Source organism: Blattabacterium cuenoti, from assembly GCF_014251995.1.
Lineage (GTDB): Bacteria > Bacteroidota > Bacteroidia > Flavobacteriales > Blattabacteriaceae > Blattabacterium > Blattabacterium cuenoti_AE.
Map to the genome: position 1 here is coordinate 559,205 of NZ_CP059205.1, position 22,483 is coordinate 581,687.

22 protein-coding genes are annotated in these 22,483 nt (G+C 24.5%); 8 read left to right on the forward strand and 14 right to left on the reverse strand.

What is annotated here, in order from left to right; genetic code table 11:
- Positions 1 to 13: 13 nt before the first annotated feature.
- Both uppS and H0H51_RS02675 read right to left on the reverse strand, forming a co-directional pair.
- Positions 14 to 745, reverse strand: coding sequence for a polyprenyl diphosphate synthase (gene uppS, locus H0H51_RS02670; RefSeq protein WP_185876772.1), 732 nt, complete (start codon positions 743 to 745; stop codon positions 14 to 16).
- 96 nt (positions 746 to 841) lie between these two features.
- Complete coding sequence (locus H0H51_RS02675) at positions 842 to 1,729, reverse strand: NAD kinase (protein ID WP_185876773.1); 888 nt, start codon at positions 1,727 to 1,729, stop codon at positions 842 to 844.
- Between the two features lie 129 nt (positions 1,730 to 1,858).
- On the opposite strand from H0H51_RS02675, the gene H0H51_RS02680 reads away from it, so the two are divergent.
- The 3 genes from H0H51_RS02680 to H0H51_RS02690 are packed head-to-tail and all read left to right on the forward strand — an operon-like array spanning position 1,859 to position 3,953.
- Positions 1,859 to 2,794, forward strand: a complete 936-nt coding sequence (locus tag H0H51_RS02680) for a mevalonate kinase (RefSeq protein WP_185876774.1) — start codon at positions 1,859 to 1,861, stop codon at positions 2,792 to 2,794.
- A gap of 12 nt (positions 2,795 to 2,806) precedes the next feature.
- Positions 2,807 to 3,529 (forward strand): pseudouridine synthase, encoded by a 723-nt coding sequence (locus tag H0H51_RS02685; protein WP_185876775.1) that lies wholly within the window; start codon positions 2,807 to 2,809, stop codon positions 3,527 to 3,529.
- Positions 3,522 to 3,953 carry a type II 3-dehydroquinate dehydratase gene (locus tag H0H51_RS02690; RefSeq protein WP_185876776.1) on the forward strand — a complete coding sequence of 144 codons (432 nt, stop codon included), beginning with the start codon at positions 3,522 to 3,524 and terminating at the stop codon, positions 3,951 to 3,953. Before H0H51_RS02685 ends, H0H51_RS02690 begins: the two co-directional genes overlap by 8 nt.
- On the opposite strand, the gene yihA is transcribed toward H0H51_RS02690, so the two are convergent.
- Genes yihA through H0H51_RS02715 form a run of 5 tightly spaced genes read right to left on the reverse strand, consistent with a single transcriptional unit; the run spans position 3,914 to position 7,634 of the window.
- Complete coding sequence (gene yihA, locus H0H51_RS02695; RefSeq protein ID WP_185876777.1) at positions 3,914 to 4,552, reverse strand: ribosome biogenesis GTP-binding protein YihA/YsxC; 639 nt, start codon at positions 4,550 to 4,552, stop codon at positions 3,914 to 3,916. The genes H0H51_RS02690 and yihA overlap by 40 nt on opposite strands.
- Positions 4,527 to 5,294, reverse strand: coding sequence for an alpha/beta fold hydrolase (locus H0H51_RS02700; protein ID WP_185876778.1), 768 nt, complete (start codon positions 5,292 to 5,294; stop codon positions 4,527 to 4,529). The genes yihA and H0H51_RS02700 overlap by 26 nt, the downstream gene beginning before the upstream one ends.
- Positions 5,295 to 5,334: 40 nt before the next feature.
- Entirely contained in the window at positions 5,335 to 6,087 is a 753-nt protein-coding gene (locus H0H51_RS02705; protein WP_185876779.1) for a ribonuclease III family protein, read from the reverse strand.
- The gene (gene fabF / locus H0H51_RS02710; protein WP_185876780.1) at positions 6,080 to 7,336 is read right to left on the reverse strand and encodes a beta-ketoacyl-ACP synthase II; all 1,257 of its coding nucleotides are present in this window, start codon (positions 7,334 to 7,336) and stop codon (positions 6,080 to 6,082) included. Before fabF ends, H0H51_RS02705 begins: the two co-directional genes overlap by 8 nt.
- Positions 7,337 to 7,361: 25 nt before the next feature.
- The gene (locus tag H0H51_RS02715) at positions 7,362 to 7,634 is read right to left on the reverse strand and encodes an acyl carrier protein (protein ID WP_185876781.1); all 273 of its coding nucleotides are present in this window, start codon (positions 7,632 to 7,634) and stop codon (positions 7,362 to 7,364) included.
- Positions 7,635 to 7,755: 121 nt separating this feature from the next.
- On the opposite strand from H0H51_RS02715, the gene H0H51_RS02720 reads away from it, so the two are divergent.
- Positions 7,756 to 9,333, forward strand: coding sequence for a phosphoenolpyruvate carboxykinase (ATP) (locus H0H51_RS02720; RefSeq protein WP_185876782.1), 1,578 nt, complete (start codon positions 7,756 to 7,758; stop codon positions 9,331 to 9,333).
- 15 nt (positions 9,334 to 9,348) lie between these two features.
- On the opposite strand, the gene ribE is transcribed toward H0H51_RS02720, so the two are convergent.
- A complete protein-coding gene (ribE, locus tag H0H51_RS02725) occupies positions 9,349 to 9,945 on the reverse strand; it encodes a riboflavin synthase (protein WP_185876783.1) in 597 nt (198 codons plus the stop codon).
- Between the two features lie 47 nt (positions 9,946 to 9,992).
- On the opposite strand from ribE, the gene pdxA reads away from it, so the two are divergent.
- On the forward strand, positions 9,993 to 11,039 hold the full coding sequence (gene pdxA, locus H0H51_RS02730) for a 4-hydroxythreonine-4-phosphate dehydrogenase PdxA (protein WP_185876784.1): 1,047 nt from the start codon (positions 9,993 to 9,995) through the stop codon (positions 11,037 to 11,039).
- Here pdxA and H0H51_RS02735 read toward each other — a convergent pair.
- Both H0H51_RS02735 and atpD read right to left on the reverse strand, forming a co-directional pair.
- Complete coding sequence (locus H0H51_RS02735) at positions 11,029 to 11,262, reverse strand: FoF1 ATP synthase subunit delta/epsilon (protein WP_185876785.1); 234 nt, start codon at positions 11,260 to 11,262, stop codon at positions 11,029 to 11,031. The two genes, pdxA and H0H51_RS02735, sit on opposite strands and share 11 nt — an antisense overlap.
- 30 nt (positions 11,263 to 11,292) lie before the next feature.
- The gene (gene atpD / locus H0H51_RS02740; protein WP_185877134.1) at positions 11,293 to 12,795 is read right to left on the reverse strand and encodes a F0F1 ATP synthase subunit beta; all 1,503 of its coding nucleotides are present in this window, start codon (positions 12,793 to 12,795) and stop codon (positions 11,293 to 11,295) included.
- 73 nt (positions 12,796 to 12,868) lie between these two features.
- On the opposite strand from atpD, the gene H0H51_RS02745 reads away from it, so the two are divergent.
- Positions 12,869 to 13,807, forward strand: coding sequence for a bifunctional riboflavin kinase/FAD synthetase (locus tag H0H51_RS02745; protein WP_185876786.1), 939 nt, complete (start codon positions 12,869 to 12,871; stop codon positions 13,805 to 13,807).
- A complete protein-coding gene (locus tag H0H51_RS02750) occupies positions 13,791 to 16,454 on the forward strand; it encodes a PD-(D/E)XK nuclease family protein (RefSeq protein ID WP_185876787.1) in 2,664 nt (887 codons plus the stop codon). The genes H0H51_RS02745 and H0H51_RS02750 overlap by 17 nt, the downstream gene beginning before the upstream one ends.
- Here H0H51_RS02750 and leuB read toward each other — a convergent pair.
- Genes leuB through H0H51_RS02770 form a run of 4 tightly spaced genes read right to left on the reverse strand, consistent with a single transcriptional unit; the run spans position 16,448 to position 20,721 of the window.
- Positions 16,448 to 17,509 (reverse strand): 3-isopropylmalate dehydrogenase, encoded by a 1,062-nt coding sequence (leuB, locus tag H0H51_RS02755; protein WP_185876788.1) that lies wholly within the window; start codon positions 17,507 to 17,509, stop codon positions 16,448 to 16,450. The two genes, H0H51_RS02750 and leuB, sit on opposite strands and share 7 nt — an antisense overlap.
- A gap of 14 nt (positions 17,510 to 17,523) precedes the next feature.
- Complete coding sequence (gene leuD / locus H0H51_RS02760; protein WP_185876789.1) at positions 17,524 to 18,126, reverse strand: 3-isopropylmalate dehydratase small subunit; 603 nt, start codon at positions 18,124 to 18,126, stop codon at positions 17,524 to 17,526.
- Positions 18,101 to 19,501: a 3-isopropylmalate dehydratase large subunit gene (gene leuC / locus H0H51_RS02765; RefSeq protein ID WP_185876790.1), complete on the reverse strand. Its 1,401-nt coding sequence runs from the start codon at positions 19,499 to 19,501 to the stop codon at positions 18,101 to 18,103. Before leuC ends, leuD begins: the two co-directional genes overlap by 26 nt.
- Positions 19,502 to 19,503: 2 nt before the next feature.
- Positions 19,504 to 20,721 carry a 2-isopropylmalate synthase gene (locus H0H51_RS02770; RefSeq protein ID WP_185876791.1) on the reverse strand — a complete coding sequence of 406 codons (1,218 nt, stop codon included), beginning with the start codon at positions 20,719 to 20,721 and terminating at the stop codon, positions 19,504 to 19,506.
- Positions 20,722 to 20,865: 144 nt separating this feature from the next.
- Between H0H51_RS02770 and H0H51_RS02775 the strand changes: the two genes are divergently transcribed.
- Complete coding sequence (locus tag H0H51_RS02775; protein ID WP_185876792.1) at positions 20,866 to 22,416, forward strand: hypothetical protein; 1,551 nt, start codon at positions 20,866 to 20,868, stop codon at positions 22,414 to 22,416.
- Positions 22,417 to 22,483 lie beyond the last annotated feature (67 nt).

The window sequence follows — 22,483 nt, forward strand, 5'->3', positions numbered from 1 at the left end:
TCATGAACGAAAATTATTCAACGTTTCCAAAACGACGTTTTCTTTTTTGATAATCTATAATAGCCTCGAAAAAATCTTTTTTTCGAAAATCCGGCCATAAAATCTTTGTAAAATACAGCTCTGCATAAGCAGATTGCCAAAGTAAAAAATTACTAATACGCTGTTCTCCACTAGTTCTAATAATTAAATCTACATCTGGTAAATTTTTAGTATATAAATGTTTTTGAAAAGAAGTATAATTGATATTATTTAATGAAAGAGAACCATCTAAAACTTTTTTAGAAATATTTTTTGTTGCTCTCAAAATTTCTTCTCTAGCACTATAACTCAATGCTAGAATCAATGTTCCAGATGTATTATTTTTTGTTTTTTTCATAAAAAAAATCAATTCTTCTTGAATAACTTGTGAAAAGTTTTCGATTTTCCCTATTACAATAATTTTTATATTTTTTTCATGAACTTCCTTCAAAGAACTTTTTAAATTCTTATGAAATAAAAGAATTAATTCTTTAACTTCTTCTTTTGGCCTATTCCAATTTTCGGAAGAAAAAACATACAAAGTGATATAAGGAATCTCTAATTCTTTAAATCCATTTATAGTATCCATTACGGATTTTATCGATTCTTTATGTCCAAACGTTCTTAATTTTCCCCTTTTTTCTGCCCAACGCCCATTTCCATCCATAATAACAGCTACATGATTTGGAAGATTATTATAATCTATTTTTTTCAGCAAACTCTTCATGAATGACAATAAAAATTCATAAAATATAAAAATATATTCATAATATAAAAACAAATATATAGATATAATACAAAAGACAAAATATTTTTTTTATATTCAATTTCTTTGATCCATTCCCCATAAGAGTTTTTCTCTTAATGTTTTATAATAAGTATTTTTTTCTTCTTGAAGAAGATAAATATAAAAAGGAGCTTTCTCAATATATAGTTCATTTTCTTTTTTCATGGAAGTTAATCTAGTATCCATAGATAAGGAATAATATTTTACACGGCTATGTATTTTTAGATGAACTTTCTGATGATCAGATATAATTAATGGACGTGAAAATAAATTATGTGGAGATATTGGTGTAAGAACAAAATTATTATTGTCAGGACTAATAATGGGCCCTCCACAGCTTAGAGAGTAACCAGTTGATCCAGTAGGAGTAGAAATAATCAAACCATCAGCCCAATAAGAAGTTAAAAATTCATTATCGATGTATGCATCTATAGTAATCATAGAAACTGTTTCCTTACGAAGGATAACAATTTCATTCAACGCGAAATTAAAAAATTTCTGATGATCATTAGCTGATGGTTTAACCCATAATAAACTCCTAGGTATTAAATGAAATTTCCTACTAAAAATTTCATCTATTTTCTTAATAAAAACATCTTTATTAAAAGTTGCTAAAAAACCAAGGTTTCCTGTATTAATTCCAATTATAGGGATACCAGAATCTCTAATTAATGTAATAGCAGATAAAATAGTTCCATCTCCCCCGAAAGTAAGCATTAAACTGAAATCCTTAGTTTTTAACTCTTTGTAATGAGAAAAAACAGGAAAATTTAAGTTTTTAAATTCTTCGAAAGATGATAATATGTCAAAAAATGATTTTTCAATATAAATTTCTATTGAATGACTATATGCATAGCTGATGAACTGAGTTAAATATGATATATTATTTTTTCCAAATTTCTGCCCATAAACAGCTATTCTCATTTTAATGTTCTTTTTTTTAAAAACTAAAGGAAAATTACTAAATTAATCAAATAAACATTTAAAAAAAATTAATTGAGTTTTTATTAAATTAAATTTATTTCTTAATTAATCTATATAATCTAATATAAAATGAGAGGACCTTTTTTCCCTTCGAAAATTTTATTATTTGGAGAATATGGAATTTTAGAAAATTCAAGTGGACTTTCTGTTCCCCACAATTTTTATAAAGGAATTCTAAAATTTTATTCTGAATTTAAATTCAATAAAAATTTTTTGCATTCTAATTCTAGAATTAGAAAATATTGTGATTTCTTATTTTTAGAAAAAAAACATATTTTAACAAATATAGATTTTGAAAAATTATATGAAGATATCCAAAATGGATTATTTTTTTATTCCAATATACCCCAAGAATATGGAATAGGAAGTTCTGGAGCGTTGGTTGCAGCTATTTATGATAAATATTCAAAAGATAAATTTGAAAAAAAAAGCATAGAGAGTAAAAATATAATTTTTTTAAAAAAAATGTTTAGTCAAATGGAGTCTTTTTTTCATAAAAAAAGTTCCGGAATAGATCCTTTAAGTTCTTATCTAAATTTACCTATTCTTTTTCATCCAACAAAAAAAAACATTTTCATAGTAAATATTCCTAATAAAAAAGAAGGAAAAGGAGCTATTTTCCTACTGAATTCTAAAATTTCTAGAAAAACATCTTCTATGGTAAAAATTTTTTATGAAAAACTGAAAAATGATGAATTCAAAAAAATTATAAAAGAAGAATTTATTAAATATAATGAAAAATGCATTGAATCTTTCTTAAAAAAAGATTTTAGAACATTTTTAAAAAATTCAAAAAAACTTTCTATTTGTATTTTTCATAATTTTCGTCCCATGATTCCAAAAAGTATGTGGAAAATATGGAACGAAGGACTATTCCACAATATACATTACTTAAAATTATGTGGAGCTGGAGGAGGGGGATTTTTTCTTGGAATTACTAAAAATTATGATGTTTCCAGAAAAAAACTGAAAAAATATATAATAAAAGATCTTTTTCGTTTTTAATTTCATCATGTTATGGATCATAAAATAAGACTAAATCAATATTTATCTAACTCTGGAATTTCTTCCAGAAGAAAAGCTGATAAACTTATTCAATCTGGGGTTATAAAAGTTAATTCAAAACCTGTTTATAAATTAGGAACAATCATACGCAAAGATGATACTGTCACAATGTATGGATCTACAATAAAAATTCAAAAAAAAATTTATATATTACTTAATAAACCGAGAGGGTTCATTACAACCACAAAAGATCCATTTAACAGAAAAACTGTAATGAATTTGATTCCAAAATTTTCTAAATATAGAGTTTTTCCTGTAGGAAGATTAGATTGTTTAACAACTGGTGTTCTACTTATTACAAACAATGGATTTATAGCTGAAAAGCTAACTCATCCAAAATATCACATTAAAAAAATATATAATGTATTGTTAAATAAAGAAATCAATAATCAAGATCTTAATATAATCAGGAAAGGAAAAATATCTTTAAAAGAAGGTAAAGTAAAAGTAATTTTTGTAAAAAAAGGGTATTTAAAACGTCAAGTTATAATAGGATTATATATAGGATGGAACAGAATTATTAAACGACTTTTTGGAAAGTTAAATTATAAAGTTATTCAGCTAGATAGAGTTAATTTCGGAGGATTATCAAAAAAAAGTATTAAAATTGGAAAATGGTGTTTTTTAAACCATAAAAAAATAGAAAATATTTTATATAAAAAAAATTATGAATAAAATAACTATTATTAATGGACCTAATTTAAATTTATTAGGGAAACGAGAACCGGAATTATATGGAAATGAAAATTTTTTGGATTACCTCAATAAATTAAGAAAAAAAGAAATATTTTCTAATATAAAGATTGATTATCATCAAAATAATAGTGAAGGAAAAATTATAGATCTTTTACATTCTTTAGAATTTAAAACTAATGGAATTATATTGAATGCAGGAGCTTATACTCATACTTCTTTAGGAATTTCCGATGCTATAAAATCTATATCAACACCTGTTATAGAAATACATATTTCTAACCTGTATTTAAGAGAAACTTTTCGTAGAAAATCGTTTTTATCCCCTGTATGTAAAGGAACAATTTTTGGATTTGGATTAAAATCTTATGAACTAGGAATTATTAGCTTTTGTTTACCAGACTGACTATCAATCACTTTATTAAGTTTTTTTATGTATTGAATAATATTTTTTCTTCCATATTTTTTTTTGGTAGAAACTTTAAAAAAACAAACAGGAATATCAAAACCAATTTTTTCAATTTTTTTGATACAAAAAGAAATATTCTTATCAAGAATAGAATGATTGTTTAATTTATCTATTTTTGTAAAAACAATGCAAAATTTCTTTTTTTTATCATTTAACTTTTGAATAAAATCTATATCTATTTTTTGTATAAAAAATCTGCAATCTATCAATAAAAATAAACAAATAAGATTTTCTCTATGGAAAATATAATCACTAATTAATTTTTGTGTTTTTTCTTTTATTTTTTTTTCCGAAAAAAATCCATATCCAGGAAGATCGATTAAATACCATTTATTGTTTATTAAAAAATGATTAATAGATTGAGTACTTCCAGGATAAGATGAAACTCTAGCCATTTTTTTCCTATTAGTCAGATAGTTTATTAAACTAGATTTTCCTACATTAGAACGTCCTGCAAAAGCATATTCTGGATAATTATCAATTAGTATATTGATTTTTTTCGAACTTCTTTTAAATTTTACAGAAAAAATTTTCATGATTAAAATTAAATTTAGAAAGCCATTTGTCTAAGATTTCTATAAATTTTTTAGGATGTTCCATCATAGGAACATGTCCACATTTATCAATCCAATATAATTCAGAATCAGGTAATAATTTATGAAAAGATTTTGCAACCTTTGGAGGAGTTATATGGTCTTGTTTCCCCCAAATTAAACAAATAGGTTGTTGAATAACAGATAAATCTTTAGCCATATTATATTTCATAGCACTTTTCGCGAGATATAAAGTTTTGATTCCTTTTTTTTTGTCATTTACAATATTAAATACTTCATCCACTAATTTCTTAGTAGCTATTTTGGGGTCATAAAATACTTCTTGCGATTTTTTTCTAATAAATTCATAATTTTCTCTTTTAGGAAAAGCATATCCAAAAGATTTCTCAAATAATCCTGAACTTCCTGTTAAAACTAAAGAATGAACCAAATCCATTCTTTTTTTTGCTATAATTAAAGCTATATGTCCTCCAAGTGAATTTCCTATCAAAGTAGCTTTCTTAATTTCTATTTCCATTAAAAATTGAATAATATATTTGGATATATTATAAATATTTGTCAAAAATAATGGCATTTTATAAAGAGGTAATGAAGGAATAATTACTTTATAACCTTTTTTCGGAAAAAAATCTAAAAGAGCTTTAAAATTACTTAACCCCCCCATTAATCCATGAAGTAGAATTAAAGGATATCCTTCTCCTCTTTTTATATGAGGAAATTTCATTGATTTTTTTCTATTAAGTTATTAAAAATGTAAAACATAACTAATATGCATTATTTTTACCACATTTTTTTTTAACAATAAAATAAGCTTCTTTTGCAGACATCTCTTCTGATTTCTTTTTTGAAGTACCTCTACCTCTAGCACGAATTTTACATTCTGATATAGTTAACTCAGATAAATAAATAATTATATTTTTATCTTTTTCTTCTTTTTCTCTAACAGTTATTAAGTTTATTAAAAATTTATTTTTTTGAGCCCATTCCATAATCCATACTTTATAGCTAAAAATTTCATTTTGAAGTTTCATTACATTAACATGATTGTGTAACATTTTTTCATGAACAAAATTTTTACAAGCTTGATATCCTATTTCTAAATAAATAAACCCTATTAAAGCTTCAAGTGTATTTCCTAATATATTATCAGATATAACAGGTTTATCAGAAAAAATATTCTCAATAGTTAATTTTTTAGAAATCTCATTTAAATTTTTTCTACATACTATTTTAGATCGTATTTGAGTTAATTCACCTTCCTTTTTTTTAGGAAATTTTTCACATAAAAAATGTGATATAATAGTATTTAAAACGGAATCTCCTAAAAATTCAAGTCTTTGAAAATTAGTGGAATGATTTTGATTCAAATTTTTTCTTTTTTTGGAAAAATTATAAATAAATACTTCTTTCAAAAATTTTGTATTTTTTGGACAAAACCCTAATATTTTGATTAGAATATCAAATAGAATAGAATCTTCATCTTTTTCAAATTTTTTAAATTGAATATTATTATACATTTATTTTTTTAAATAAAATAGAAACATTATGTCCTCCAAATCCAAAAGCATTACATAAACTAACTTTTACTTCTTTTTTTATAGCTTTGTTTGGAGTAAAATTTATTTTTGGATCTACATTTTTATCTAATTGAAACAAATTTATAGTTGGAGGTATTATTCCTTTTGTTAAAGGAAGTATAGATGCAATAGATTCTATTGCACCTGCTGCTCCTAATAAATGTCCTGTCATAGACTTTGTAGAATTAATGTTTATATCATATATACTTTTGTTAAAAACTTTTTGAATGGCTTTTATTTCCGCAAGATCTCCTTTTTTAGTGGAAGTTCCATGAGTATTAATATGGTCAACGTCTTCATATTTAATACCGGATTCTTTAATTGCATTATCCATAGCCAAAATAATTCCTTTTCCTTCTGGATGAGGTGATGTAATATGATAAGCATCTCCAGACATTCCTATCCCCCCTATTTCTGCATATATATAAGCGTCTCTTTCTTTAGCATGTTCATATTCTTCAAGTATTAAACATCCAGATCCTTCTCCTAATACGAAACCATCTCTATTTTCATCAAAAGGTCGTGATGCAGTCTTATAATCTTCATTTCTAGTAGATAAAGCATGTAAAGCATTAAATCCTCCTACTCCACTTTGTGTAATGGCAGCTTCGGATCCACCTGTAATCATCACATCAGCTTTTCCTAAACATATTAAATGGTAGGCATCCACAATTGCATTAGAAGAAGATGCACAAGCAGATACAGTTGCATAATTTGGACCATGAATTCCATAATTCATGGATATGAATCCAGCAGTAATATCTATTAACATTTTAGGAATAAAAAACGGACTAAATCTAGGACATTTTCCTCCATTTACATAATCAGAAATAGATTCTTCTAAATTTAGAAGCCCTCCAATTCCTGAAGCCCAAACTACTCCAATCCTCTCTCTTTTCTCCTTAAAAAAATTAATTCCACTATTTTTAATTGCTTCTTCAGAAGCGATAATTCCATATTGTGCACAGGGATCTAACTTTCTTTTTTCTTTCTTACTAAAAAAAAGACTTGGATCGTAATTTTTTAATTCACAAGCAAATTTAGTCTTATATTTTTTTGTGTTGAAATAAGTAATAGGAGCACATCCATTTTTTCCACTAATAAGAGAAATCCAATATTCTTCTACGTTATTTCCTATTGGAGTAATAGATCCAATACCAGTAATTACTACTTTTTTTAATTTTTTCATATTATACTACATGAAAATAGTAATTTTATTTTTTTTTGAGATTATTATCATTTTCATTTTTCTCAATTAAAAGATCTTCTATAGCCTTTATAGCTTCTCCTACAGTTGTTATTTTTTCTGCTTTTTCATCAGAAATACTAATATTAAATTCTTTTTCAAATTCCATAATTAATTCTACTATATCTAAGGAATCTGCACCTAAATCATTAGTAAAACTAGCAGTAGGAACAATTTCGTTTTCATCTACACTTAATTTATCTATAATAAGAGTATGAACTCTAGATGTAATGTCAGACATATGATCATAATTTTTTTTATTGCACAAAATTAGTAAACTTTTATAAATCATCTATAAATCTATAAATTTGCTTTCTATTAAAAAATAAAATATTTAATTACAGATCTGAATAATAATACTTATGATGTCTTTGTCTCTAAAAAATTACGGAATATTTAATTCTTATAATAACTATCAATTAACTCCTTATGAATTACAAAACATAATTCTTGATAAAAAAATGGGAGTGGAAACTAAATCAGGAGTTATAGCAGTTAAAACTGGTCTTTTTACCGGAAGATCTCCTGAAGATAGATTTATTGTAAAAGATAGTATTACAGAAAAAAAAATATGGTGGAATGATAAATTTAATAAATCATTTGATCCAAAAAAATTTGACTTTTTATATCAAAAAATAGTTAAATATTTATCCGATAAAACTTTATATATTAGAGATGGATACCTTTGTTCTGATAAACGTTATCAATTAAATGTTCGTTCTATTAGTGAATATCCATGGTCTGATTTATTCATTCATAATCTTTTTTTTAGATTTTCTAAAAACATTAAAAGTATTTTTCCAGATTGGTTATTATTTTGTGCCCCAGGATTTCAATCTAATCCTTTAAACGACGGAACACGTAAGAAAAATTTTTCTATACTAAATTTTTCTAAAAAAATAATTTTGATTGGAGGATCAGGATATCCAGGAGAAATAAAAAAATCTATTTTTTCTGTTTTAAATTTTATACTTCCAACATATAAAAATGTATTCCCCATGCATTGCTCTGCGAATGTAGGAAAATACAAAAAAGATACAGCTCTTTTTTTTGGATTATCTGGAACTGGAAAAACAACTATATCTAATGATATAAATAGAAATTTAATAGGAGACGATGAACATGGATGGACTTTTGACAACGTAATTTTCAATTTTGAGGGAGGATGTTACGCAAAAATATTTGATATTTCTAGTGAAAAAGAACCTATGATTTATCATTCCATAAAAAAAGGAGCAATGTTAGAAAATGTTATTATAAAAAAAGAAACACGAGAAGTAGATTTTTCAGACGATTCTATCACTCAAAATATGAGAATTAGCTATCCTATTTATTTTGTGAAAAATATTGAAAAAAAATTATTTTCTTCTAATATAAAAAATATTTTTTTTCTAACATATGATGCTTTTGGAATTTTACCTCCTGTAGCAAAATTAACTAAAAACCAGTCTTTTTATTATTTTTTATTAGGATATACTTCTAAAGTAGCTGGAACTGAAATAAATATAAAGGAAAAACCAATAGCCACATTTTCTTCTTGTTTTGGTGCTCCATTCATGCCATTACATCCTATTCAATACACAAATATGCTAATGAATAAACTAAATAATACCAAAATAAACGTTTGGATGATTAATACAGGATTAACACCAGAAGGTGGTCGTATAAAATTAAATGATACCCGTAAAATTGTGAAAAATGCTTTAGATGGTTTTTTATCAAAAGTTCCTTATGAAATATATCCAATTTTCAATTTTAAAATACCAAAATTTTGTCCAGGAATATCTTCTAAAATACTAAATCCAATTAATTTATGGAAAAATAAAAAAACTTATAAAAAAAGAATAGAAACACTCGCAAAAAAATTTATTAACCACTTTAATATATATAGGAAATACACAAAAGAAAATATATTATCTGGAGGACCTATTTTAGGATGAAATATTTTTTTCATTTTAAAGATTATAATTTCTAATATATTTTTTTATATATTTTCCTAAAATATCACACTCTACATTTACAATATCTCCTATCTTTAGGAGATGAAAATTTGTTTTTTTATAAGTATAAGGAATAATAGAAACACATAACGTATGTTTTCTATATGTAATAACAGTAAGACTTACTCCGTTAATAGCGATAGACCCTTTTTCTACTATCATAGTGCCGAATTTTTTTTCAAAAAACTTAAAAAAAAATAACCAACTTCCATTTTTATCTTCTATTTGAATAATTTTTGCAGTTGTATCTACATGCCCTTGCACTAAATGTCCATTTAATCGTTTGAACATCATTAATGCTCTTTCTAAATTTATTTCATCTTTAACCTTTAAAAAATTTAAATTAGTGCAGGATAAAGTTTCTTCAGAAACTATAACTGAATAAGTTTTTTGATTAACGTCAATAACGGTCAAGCATATTCCGTTGTGACAGATGCTCTGATTTATTTCAATTTCATCCGAAAATGGATTAATGAAGGTAATAAAAAAATTTTTTTTATCACGATTAAATTGATATACTTTTGTTGTACATTCTATAATTCCAGTAAACATAATTATAATTAATTAATAAATTGTCAAATTAATTAATTAATCATCAAATGATTTGTAAAAAAAAAAAAATTAGAGTAGGGATCACAACAGGTGATATTAACGGAATAGGAATAGAAATTTTTTTAAAAGTATGCCGTAAAAAAAGACTTTTAGATTTTTTTACACCAATCTTATTTGGATCTACTAAGCTATGTTACTATTACAAAAAAATTTTAAATATAGAAATAAACTATATACAAGAAGTAAAAAATTTTAAGGAAATTATAGATCACAAAATTAACGTGTTTAATATATGGAAAGAGAATATTAAATTTGATTCTATAAACATTAATAATCCAGAATTAGGAAAATATCCTTTTTTATCTTTAAAAAATGCTGCTAAATCTTTGAAAGAAGGAAGAATAGATGTTCTTGTAACAGCTCCAGTAAATAAGAAATATATGAACTTTAAAGATTTTTCATTTTTTGGACATACCGAATATTTACAAAATATTTTAGATGGAGATTCTTTAATGATTATGATTCATGATATTTTAAAAGTAGCTTTAGTAACTAATCATTTACCCCTAAAAAAAGTTACTTATGAATTGAACATAAAAAAAATAATAAAATCATTAAAAATTCTCCATAAGTCCCTTATTATTGATTTTTCCATAGAAAGACCTAAAATCGCAGTTTTAGGATGCAATCCTCATTCAAGTGACAATGGATTAATAGGAGATGAAGAAAAAGTAAAAATTAAACCTGCGATTAATTATCTTTTTCAAAAAAAGGGTTGGTTAATTTTTGGCCCCTATTCTCCAGATAGTTTTTTTGGAAATCAAAAATACCGTGATTTTGATGCTGTTTTAGCTATGTATCATGATCAAGGATTGATTCCTTTTAAAACATTAACTTTTAACCGAGGAGTAAATTTTACAGCAGGACTTTCTCACATACGCACTTCTCCGGATCATGGAGTCGCATATGACATAGCTAAGAAAGGTATTGCTAATGAAAATTCTTTTGAAGAAGCTATTTTTAGTGCTATAAAAATATTTAGAAATAGAAAAGAAAACATGAAAATTAATTCATCTAAAAAATTTATAATATAACAATAATTGAATTATTTTTAATACGGAAAATTCCTCCTTTTATTTTCATTTTTTTTCTATTTCCATTTCCGAAAACTAATTTTATAATTCCATAACCTAATATAGATATAAAATGATCATGATTTTCTAATACCTGAAAATATCCATATACTCCAGGAGCTATAATAGAAATTATATCACCTTGATATAATATTTTACTATAATTAATAACTTTTATTTCCATAATTTAATTAATGATTTACTATATTTATTATTATTTTTTTGAATCTTGAATTACTTCATCAATAGTTCCTTTCAGATTAAAAGATATTTCTGGAATATGATCTAATTCTCCATTTATTATCATATTAAATCCTTTTATAGTATCATCAATCTTAACAAATTTTCCTTCAATTCCTGTAAATTGCTTTGCAACATGAAATGGTTGGGATAAAAAACGTTGAACACGTCTAGCTCTGTAGACTATTAATTTATCTTCTTCACTCAATTCTTCTATTCCTAGAATAGCTATAATATCTTGTAAAGAATTATATTTTTGTAAAATCTCCTTAACACGTTGTGCACAATTATAATGATCTTTATCAATTAAATCTGGTGATAAAATACGAGATGTAGAATCTAAAGGATCTACTGCAGGATAAATTCCCAAAGAAGCTATTTTTCTTGAAAGAACTGTTGTTGCATCTAAATGAGAAAAAGTGATAGCTGGAGCAGGATCTGTCAAATCATCTGCAGGTACATAAACAGCTTGTACTGAAGTTATTGATCCTTTTTTTGTGGAAGCAATTCTTTCCTGCATAGTACCCATTTCTGATGATAAAGTGGGTTGATATCCTACTGATGAAGGAATTCTTCCCAATAAAGCTGAAACTTCTGAGCCAGCTTGAGTAAATCTAAATATATTATCTATAAAAAATAAAACATCCTGTCCTTCTTTTCCATTTATACATTGATCTCTATAATATTCAGCTAATGTCAATCCGGATAAAGCAACTCTTGCCCTCGCTCCTGGAGGTTCATTCATTTGTCCAAAAACAAAAGTAGCCTTAGATTCTTTAAGAATTTCCTTATCTACTTTTGAAATATCCCAATCTCCTTTTTTCATAGATTTCATAAAAGAATCTCCATATTTTATAATTCCGGATTCTAACATTTCTCTCAATAAATCATTTCCTTCTCTGGATCTTTCTCCTACTCCTGCAAAAACAGATTGCCCTCCATGTTCTTTCGCTATATTATTTATTAATTCTTGAATTAATACAGTTTTTCCTACTCCGGCTCCTCCAAACAATCCAATTTTACCTCCTTTTGGATAAGGTTCTATTAAATCTATCACTTTAATTCCTGTATATAATATTTCCGTTGCTGTTGACAAATCTTTAAATTCCGGAGGTTCACTATGAATAGGTTTAGTCATAGATCTATCTACATCTCCTAATCCATCTATACAGTTTCCTAGAATATTAAAAACCCTGCCATTGATAGATTCTCCTATAGGAACACTAATTGGTTCACCTAAAGATTCTACCTCTTGTCCTCTTTGTAATCCATCTGTGATTTCCATTGAAATACAACGAACATTTTTATCTCCGATATGTTGTTGCACTTCTAAAATTACTTTATTTTTTTTTGGTAAATTTACTTCTATAGCGTCATAAATCTTAGGAAGATCTTTTTCTTCCTTAAAAGAAACATCAATTACAGGTCCTATAATTTTGGTAATTATCCCTCTTAATTTTTTCTTATTATTATACATCATGTAATCTATATAAAATATAAATTTTAGTATCTTTGATATTTGTAAATGTAAGGGAAAAAAGATAAAAATTTTGAAAATTTATTCATTAATTGATGAATTTTCTTCTCTTTCTCCATGTATATTAACTCTTGGAATTTTTGATGGAGTTCATATGGGACATAAAGAAATCATTAAAAATCTAATACTTAAAGCTGAAAAAAAATATAATCCTGTTTTATTAACTTTTTATCCACATCCAAAAGAAATATTGAATCCCAATGAAAAATTTTATTATTTAAATACTATTTCTGAAAGAATATATAATTTAAGAAAAACAGGAATTAAACATTTGATTATTCATCCTTTTACTAAAAACTTTTCTAAGTTAAGTACAAAAGTTTTTCTAAAAAAATTTTTACATTCTAAATTTAGAATTAAAAAAATTATTACCGGATATGATTCTCGTATTGGAAATAATAGGAATGAATCCTATAAAGAATTGATAAAATTTTCTAGAATTTATGATTATAAACTTTATAAAGTAAATCCCTATAAACTAAAAAGAAAAATAGTTAGTTCCACTAATATCCGAGAATCTCTTTTATTAGGAAATATAGAATGGGCAAATAAGGCTTTAGGATATTTTTATACATTATCCGGATATGTTATAAAAGGAAGAGGAATAGGAAAAACTATTAGTTTTCCAACTGCTAATATTCAAGTAGATTCAAAAAAATTGGTTCCAAAAAATGGAGTTTATGCTGCAAAAATTAATTATTTAAATCATTTTTATCAAGGAATGTTAAATATAGGTATCAATCCAACTATTACTTCAGTAAGTAAAAAGTTACATATAGAAGTGCATATTTTTAATTTTTTAAAAAACATTTATGGAAAAAAAATCGATATCTTAATAATTCACATGATTCGTGAAGAAAAAAAATTTAATACACTTAAAGAATTGAAAAAACAAATCGAAAAAGATGAAGTAAATATTAAAAATTTTTTTTCTTGTGAAAAAAAAAATTGATCAAATAATTCAAAATTTTTTATTGTCGAAAAAAAAAAATTTAGAAAGAAAATACATTATAATATCAAATGAACATACGATTATAAAATATATACAACTTATATATAAGTCAAATTTTAGTAAAAAATCCGAATTTTTTACAATAGAAAAATTTTTAGAAAAGGTTTCTGGATTACGGATTTTAGATAATCATTCTGTTCTTCTATACTTATTCTTTCTACTGAAAGAAGATGATTTTTCTCAAAATAATTTTGATAATTTTTTTCATTGGGGACCAATGATATTAAATGATTTCCAAAATATAGATATCAATATGATTGATGTAGAACATTTTTTTTCTTCTACTATTTCTAAAGAAAAAATAAATAAATGGGATTTTAATGTTCCTAAAAAAGAAAAAAAATTTTTTTGGGAAAAAATTCGTGAATATTATTATGTTTTGCAATCTCAATTATTAAAAATAGGAACCCTTTATCAGGGAATGTTTTTTAAAATAACCCTTTCTTATTTGGATATTTTTTTATCGAAAAATCCAAAAACAAAAATTATATATATAAATAGTATTATATCCAATCAATGTGAAAAAATATTTATTCAAAAAATTATTCAATATAATCATGGAATTGTTTATAATTTGTATGAAGAAAATACCTTCGAATCTAAAATTCAAGATTTTACTAGAATTTATAAAAAATATAAAAAATCAAAAAATTTAAAAATAATTGAAGTTTCTAAAGAAGTAGAACAAATTAAAGCTGTAGAAACTATAATAAAACAGTTAATTAAAAAAAAACTTTTCAATATATTAATAATACCAGGAGATGACTCTTTATTAATTCCTTTATTGCATTCTATAAAGAGAACAGGAATAAATTATTCCATTAAAATAAACTATCCATTAAAAAATATTCCAATTTATTATACTTTTTATTATATATTCCAATTCTTGTTAAGGAAAAATAAATTTAGGAAAATTTATAAAAAAGATGTTATAAAAGTATTATCTAACGGTTACATTCAAAACTTTTTTCTAAAAAAAAATTCTTTACTAAAAAAATTAATTATTGAAAACAATTCAGATTCAATCTCTGAAAAAACCATTAAAAAATATTTAATAAAAAACGATTTAGGAATCATTTTTCAAATTCCAATTAATAATACAAAAATTATTTTTACAACTATTATTAGTTTTATTAGAAAATTAAAAATTTTACTTTTAAAAAAAGTAACACAACATTTACTAGAATTAGAATTTCTTTCTAATCTAGAAATTTATATGCAGAAATTAAAAATAATAATTAGAAAGAAGAAAAATTTGAGATTTGAAATTGATAATATATTTAACATGTATGAAGAATTTGTTAGTACAAAAACTATTCAATACACAACAACACATCATAACAAAAAAGGGTTATATATAACAGGTTTCTCTAATTTTTTTTTAAAAGATTTTGATTCTGTAATTATTACTTCTTTTAATGAAGGAATAATTCCTCCAAAAAATCATTCTCTCGTTTCTTCTGATTCTTTTGACTTTTTTCAAAGAATGAAAATGAAAAATTTAAATAATAATATTTACTTTTCTCATTTTATAAGAATTTTTAAGTCTTCTTTAGAAACATATTTAATATATAAAAATCAACCGGATGAAATTAATTCCGGAGAAAAAAGTCGTTTTATCCATCAGATAGAAATGAATTATAAAATATCAAAAGAAAAAATAAATAATTTCCTCATTCCTGAACCTATAAGTATTATAACATCACCTATTATAATTGAAAAAACAGAATCGATCATTCATTGTTTACATAAATTAATTTCTAAAGGATTGTCTCCTTCTTCTATTAACTTATATAATTACAATCCTCTCTTATTTTATTATAAAAAAATACTCGGAATAGAAAATTTAGAAGAATCATATTCTATTAGAAAAAAAGTAGGAAAAATAATTCATCAAATATTAAAAATATTATATAATCCTATAAAAAAAAGTTTTTTAACTATTCATCATATCCGTAAAATGAAACGAATTTATGAATCACTTGTGAAAAAAATTTTATTAAAAAAAGAAGAATTTATAGAAGGAAAAAATATTCTATATTATTCTATAATAAAAACTTATATAGAAAATTTTATTTCATGGGATGAAAAATGTATAAAAGATGGACACAAAATTTTTGTTCAAGAAATAGAACTTCAAATTTCCTCAATATTAAATATTGAAGGAAAAAAAGTTAATCTACACGGTATTATCGATAGAATTGATGAATATGACGGAATTAATCGAATTCTAGATTATAAAATTGGATTTTTAAAAGTTAAAAAAATGAATATTTCTTTAAAAAAGATTAAAAAAATCTTTCAAGATCCAAATTATTCAAATATAATGCAATTACTTATTTATATTTATTTATGGTATAAATCATCTTTCTTTAGAAGAAGAAAAACAACATCCACTACAACAACAATAGGAATTATATCTCCTGAAAAAGAGGGAAATATATTACAAATGCCTATCAACTTTTTTCATCAAAAAAAAATAGAGATTACTTACGAAGATTATGAAAAATACTTTTTACCATATCTTATTAAAAGAATAAAAGAAATTCTAGATCCAGAAATACCAATTGTAGAAAAAATTTATTGATTTTGAATATACTGAGATATATATGATCCAACTTCTTCAGTTGTTGAAGATGAATGAGAATCTATAATATCCGGTGTACAAATTTTATTTTCTATAGATTTTTTAACAGCTTCTTCTAAAAGATTTTTTTCTTTATACATTTCAAAATATCCCAACATCATAGATGCAGAAAGAATACATCCTAAAGGGTTTGCTATATTTTTTCCTTTTGCTTGAGGATAAGATCCATGAACAGGTTCAAACATAGATCTTTTATTTTCTCCTATAGAAGCCGAAGGTAATAACCCTAAAGAACTTGTAATTACACTTGCTTCATCGGAAAGAATATCTCCAAACATATTATCTGTCAATACAATATCAAATTTTTTAGGATTCATAATTATTTGCATAGCTGCATTGTCTATATATAAAAAGTCAAGGTCTATATCTGGATAATCTACCCCCATTTTTTTAATTACTTCTCTCCATAATTTTGATGTTTCTAGAACATTTGCTTTATCTACTACTGTAACTTTTTTTTTTCTAGAAAGAGCTGCTTCAAATGCCATTTTTCCAATTCTTTCAATTTCTTTTTTGGAATAAATACAATGATCATACGCTTTTTCTCCGTTTTCAGAACGACCTTTTTTTCCAAAATAAATTCCTCCTGTTAATTCACGATATATTATAAAATCAACCCCATTCAATATTTCTTTCTTGATAGGTGATTTATTTATTTTTGAATAAACTATTATTGGACGAATATTACAATATAAATTCATTTTTTTTCTTAATTCTAATAATCCATCTTCAGGTCTCATACCAATTGGATTGTTATCATGTTTTGGATCTCCTACACAACCAAATAAAATAGCATCTGAATTTAAGCAACTATTTATAGTTTCTTCCGGCATTGGATTTCCAAATTTTTCTATAGCCATAGATCCAGCTATAGCTTTTTTATAATGAAAATCATGATCATATTTATTGGTTATAGTTCTGAGTATTTTTATTGTTTGTTTCATAATTTCAGGTCCTATTCCATCACCTTCTATTATAGAAATATTTTTTTTCATAAAATTTTATCAAATTAAAAGAAAAAATTTTTTTTACTTTTTTCAAAATTTTCTATCTCTTTTTTTAAAGAAACTAAAAAATCAATATCATCATAACCGTTTAAAAAACAGTTTTTTTTGTATGGATGTATATAAAATTTATAAGAAAATCCTGTTTTCATTATTGAAACCTTTTGATTAATTAAATCAACTTTTATTTTAGTATTTGGTTTTTTATAAACTATATCAAATAATTTTTTTAAAAAAATTTCATCTACTTCTATAACTAGTAATCCATTATTTAATGCATTTTCTTTAAAAATATCAGCAAAAAAACTGGATATTATAACTCTAAATCCATAATCATAAATAGCCCATGCAGCATGTTCACGACTAGAACCACAACCGAAATTTCTTTTTGACAAGAGAATTTTTCTGTCATAATGAGAAAAACTATTTAATGGAAAATTTTTGTTTAAAGACCCATCTTTTTTATATCTCCAATCTATAAAAAGATTTTTTCCACATTTTTCACGTTGAATTTCTTTTAAAAAACGAGCTGGAATAATTTGATCAGTATCTATATCTTCTATTGGAATTGGAACAGTTTTACTAATTAATGTTGTAAATTTTTTCATTAATAATATATTTATTCACATCTACAATTTTTCCTTTAATAGCTATGATAGCAGCTGTTAATGGACTTACTAATAACGTTTTCACTCCTGGTCCTTGTCTCCCTTCAAAATTTCTATTAGATGTAGAAATACAATATTCCTCTGAAGGAATTTTATCTTCATTCATCCCCAAACAAGCAGAACATCCAGGTTGACGGAAATCAAACCCACAACTTTTAAAAATTTTATCTAAACCCTCTTTTTTTGCTTGTTCAATTACTTGATTAGACCCAGGAACTATCATAACATAAACGTTACTAGCTTTTTTTTTACCCTTTGTCACAGAAGCTACAATCCTTAAATCCTCTATTCTAGAATTAGTACAACTTCCTATGAAAATATAATTTATTTTTTTTCCTATCAAAGATTCTCCCGGATAAAATCCCATATATTTTAAAGATTTTTTATCTGCATTTTGTTTTGGAATAGATTCAGAAATTTTTATTGCCATTCCGGGATTTGTTCCGTAAGTGATCATAGGTTCAATTTTATTAACATTAAATACATATTCTTTATCAAAAACAAACTCCTTATCTGTAATTAGCGATTTATAATGATTCATCATTTTATTTCCTAATTTTTTCAAGCCGTAATTTTTACATTTTTTAATGTAATCTAAAGTAATTTCATCTGGAGCAATTAATCCACCTTTTGCTCCCATTTCTATACTCATATTACAAATAGTCATCCTTCCTTCCATGCTCATTTTTCTGATAACGGACCCTGAATATTCTATAAAATGTCCAATTCCTGAGTCTACACCCAATTTTGAAATAATATACAAGATTATATCTTTTGGCGTGACGCCTACCCTTAAATTTCCATCTAATTGAATTCTCATTTGTTTGGGTTTTGACAATAATAAACATTGACTTGCCATAACCATTGTTACTTGACTAGTTCCTATTCCAAAAGCAATAGTACCAAAAGCACCATGAGTAGAAGTATGACTATCTCCGCAAACTATTGTCATCCCAGGTAAGGTATAACCTAGTTCAGGACCAATAACATGAACTATTCCATTATTTTTATTACCTAACTGATATAATTTTATTCCAAAATTACGACAATTATCTGTTAAAAAATTTATTTGTTTCCTAGATAAAGGATTTGAAACAGGTAAATTTTGATTTTTTGTAGGAACATTATGATCTGCAGTTGCTATAATTTTTTCGGGTCTAAAAATAGAAAAATTTCTTTTTTTTAACTCTATAAAAGCTTGAGGGCTAGTTACTTCATGTATATAATGCCTATCGATATAGATAACATCTATTCCATTTTCTAATTTCTTAACTATATGACAATCCCAAATTTTATCAAACAATGATTTTGACATTTTCACATTACATTTATTTTTTTATGATTACAATTACGACGATCAGAAATGTATAACATTTTATTATTCAAATTAGCCTTTTCTAAAATTATTTTTAATTCTTTATCAGTTATTTCTTTTTTCTTATCTGCATGTTTTAAAAAAATAGAATAGACTAAATTCAAAGAATTTTTATTCAAAAAAAATCCTAATTTTTTATAACGATAATTTAAGGCTGCTCTTCCACTTCTAGCTGTCAAAATAATTGAAGAATTATTTATCCCAATATCTTCTGGATTAATACTTTCATAGGTTTCTCTTTTTTTTATAACTCCATCTTGATGAATTCCTGAAGAATGAGAAAAAGCATTGACTCCTACAATGGCTTTATTAGCTTGTATGTTCATTCCTGTACATTCAGATACTAAACGGCTTGTAGAAGAAATAAGTTTTGTATTTATATTGGTAAACATATTCAAATGAGAATTTTGCTTAATAATCATAACTATTTCTTCTAAAGAAGTATTTCCAGCTCTTTCCCCTATTCCATTAATAGTACATTCCACTTGTTGTGCTCCATTCATAATTCCAAACAAAGAATTAGCTGTAGCTAATCCTAAATCATTATGACAATGAGTGGATAACGTAACTTTATGAATTCCTTTAACATTTTCTTTTAAAAATCGTATTTTTTCCCCATATTCTTCTGGAAGACAATATCCAGTAGTATCAGGGATATTAATAACTGTAGCTCCATATTTTATAACACTTTCACAAACTTTTGCTAAAAAACAATTTTCTGTGCGTCCTGCATCTTCTGCATAAAATTCAACATCTTCTACAAATTTTTTTGCATATTTCACTGAAAGAATTGCTCTTTCTATAATTTTTTCTTTTGTGCTATTGAATTTATAAAGTATATGATAATTAGAGGTTCCTATCCCTGTATGAATTCTAGGATTATTAGCATATTTTAACGCTTCTCCAGCTATTTTAATATCTTTTTCTACTGCTCGTGATAATGCACAAACTACCGTTTTTGAAACAGATTTACATATTTCTTGAACAGATTGATAATCACCTGGACTAGAAATAGGAAATCCAGCTTCAATGACGTCTACTCCCAAATCCTCTAGTTTTTTAGCTATTATTACTTTTTCTTTTGTATTTAATTTACATCCTGGAACCTGCTCTCCATCTCGTAATGTTGTATCAAAAATTTGTACTCTTTTATTTTCCATATCATATCATTGGATTATTAATGTCAAAACTATTTTTTCTAATAAAAAAAAAGAAATAAAATATATTAACATTTACAATATCTAATTATCAAAATTATATGATATTTTTCTGTGTATCATACTAAACGTAAATATTTAATTACAATGCATAAAAACAAAAAATTAGATGATCTTCTTTTATTAATTCAAACTTTATCAAAATCAGAGAAAAGAAATTTCAAACTTTATTCTAATCGTATAAAAAAAAATAAGCATGCTAAGTTCATGAAACTTTTTGAAGTGATGAGTAAAATAAACTTTTATGATGAAAAAAAGATATTAAAAAGTACACCTATAAACAAAACGCAATTATCTAATGTAAAAGCATATTTGTATCAACAAATTTTAATTAGTTTAAAACTAAAACATACTAAAGAAAACCATGATATACAAATACGTGAATATTTAGATTTTTCTAAAATATTATATAATAAAGGTTTATATATACAAAGTTTAAAATTATTGGAAAAATCAAAAATTATTGCCAGAAATTATGAATATAATACAATTCTTTTAGAATTAGTAGAATTTGAAAAAATGATAGAATCTCAACATATAACAAGGAGTATTTATTCTAAATCAGGAGAATTATCAATAGAATCTCAAGAATTAATAGAAAAAATACATTGTAACAATGCTTTATCTAATATTTCTTTAGAACTATATGGTTTATACCTAAAAGTAGGATGTGTAAAAAATGAAAAAGATAAAGTGTTTATAGAAACATATTTTCGTACAAATTTACCAAAATTTGATATTGAAAAACTTAGTTTTTACGAAAAATTATTCTTGTATCAGGCTCAAGTATGGTATCATTATATACGACAAGACTTTATTATGTGTTATAGATCATCTTATAAATGGGTTAAACTATTTCAAAATCACAAAAAAGAAAAAAAAGAATCTCCCGTAAGTTACTTAAAAGGATATCACTATTTATTAGATAGTTTATTTTTTTTAAATCACTATTCAAAATTTGTTGATGTATTAAATAAATTTGAAAAAGAAGTTAAAAATGGAGAATTCCTGATTAATGGAAATACAAAAATATTGATTTTTATGTATTTATATACTAATCGTATTAATAAACATTACATGGAAGGAAGTTTTTCTGAAGGAGTAAAGAAAATAATTCCATCTTTATTTATGGATTTAAAGAAAATTTCCAATCGTTTAGATTCCCATTATATTATGGTTCTTTATTATAAAATTGCTTGTTTGTATTTCGGAAGTGGAGATAATGAAAATACTATTTTATATTTATTAAAGATTATAGAAAATAAAAAAAAGGATTTACGTAAAGATTTACAATGCTTTGCAAGAATCTTATATTTAATTGCTTGTTATGAAAGTGGTTTAGATGAAAATATGGATCAAAAAATTCAATCTGCATACAGATTTTTCGTTAAAATGGGAGATTGGTATATTGTACAAAAGAAAATTATTCACTTTTTTAAAAATCTTGGTAAGGTATATCCACATCAAATAAAAAATCAATTTAAAAAATTGAAAGAAAAATTAATTAAATATTATGACCATCCTTATGAAAAAAGAACTTTCCTATATTTAGATATCATTTCCTGGTTGAATTCAAAAATAGAAAATAAATCTGTAGAAATTATTATAAAAGAAAAATTTGAAAAATTCCAGAAATAAAATTTAGTTTTTTATAAAAATTTTTCTTGGAAAAAATATCATTAGAAATTATAAAAATAATTTCATC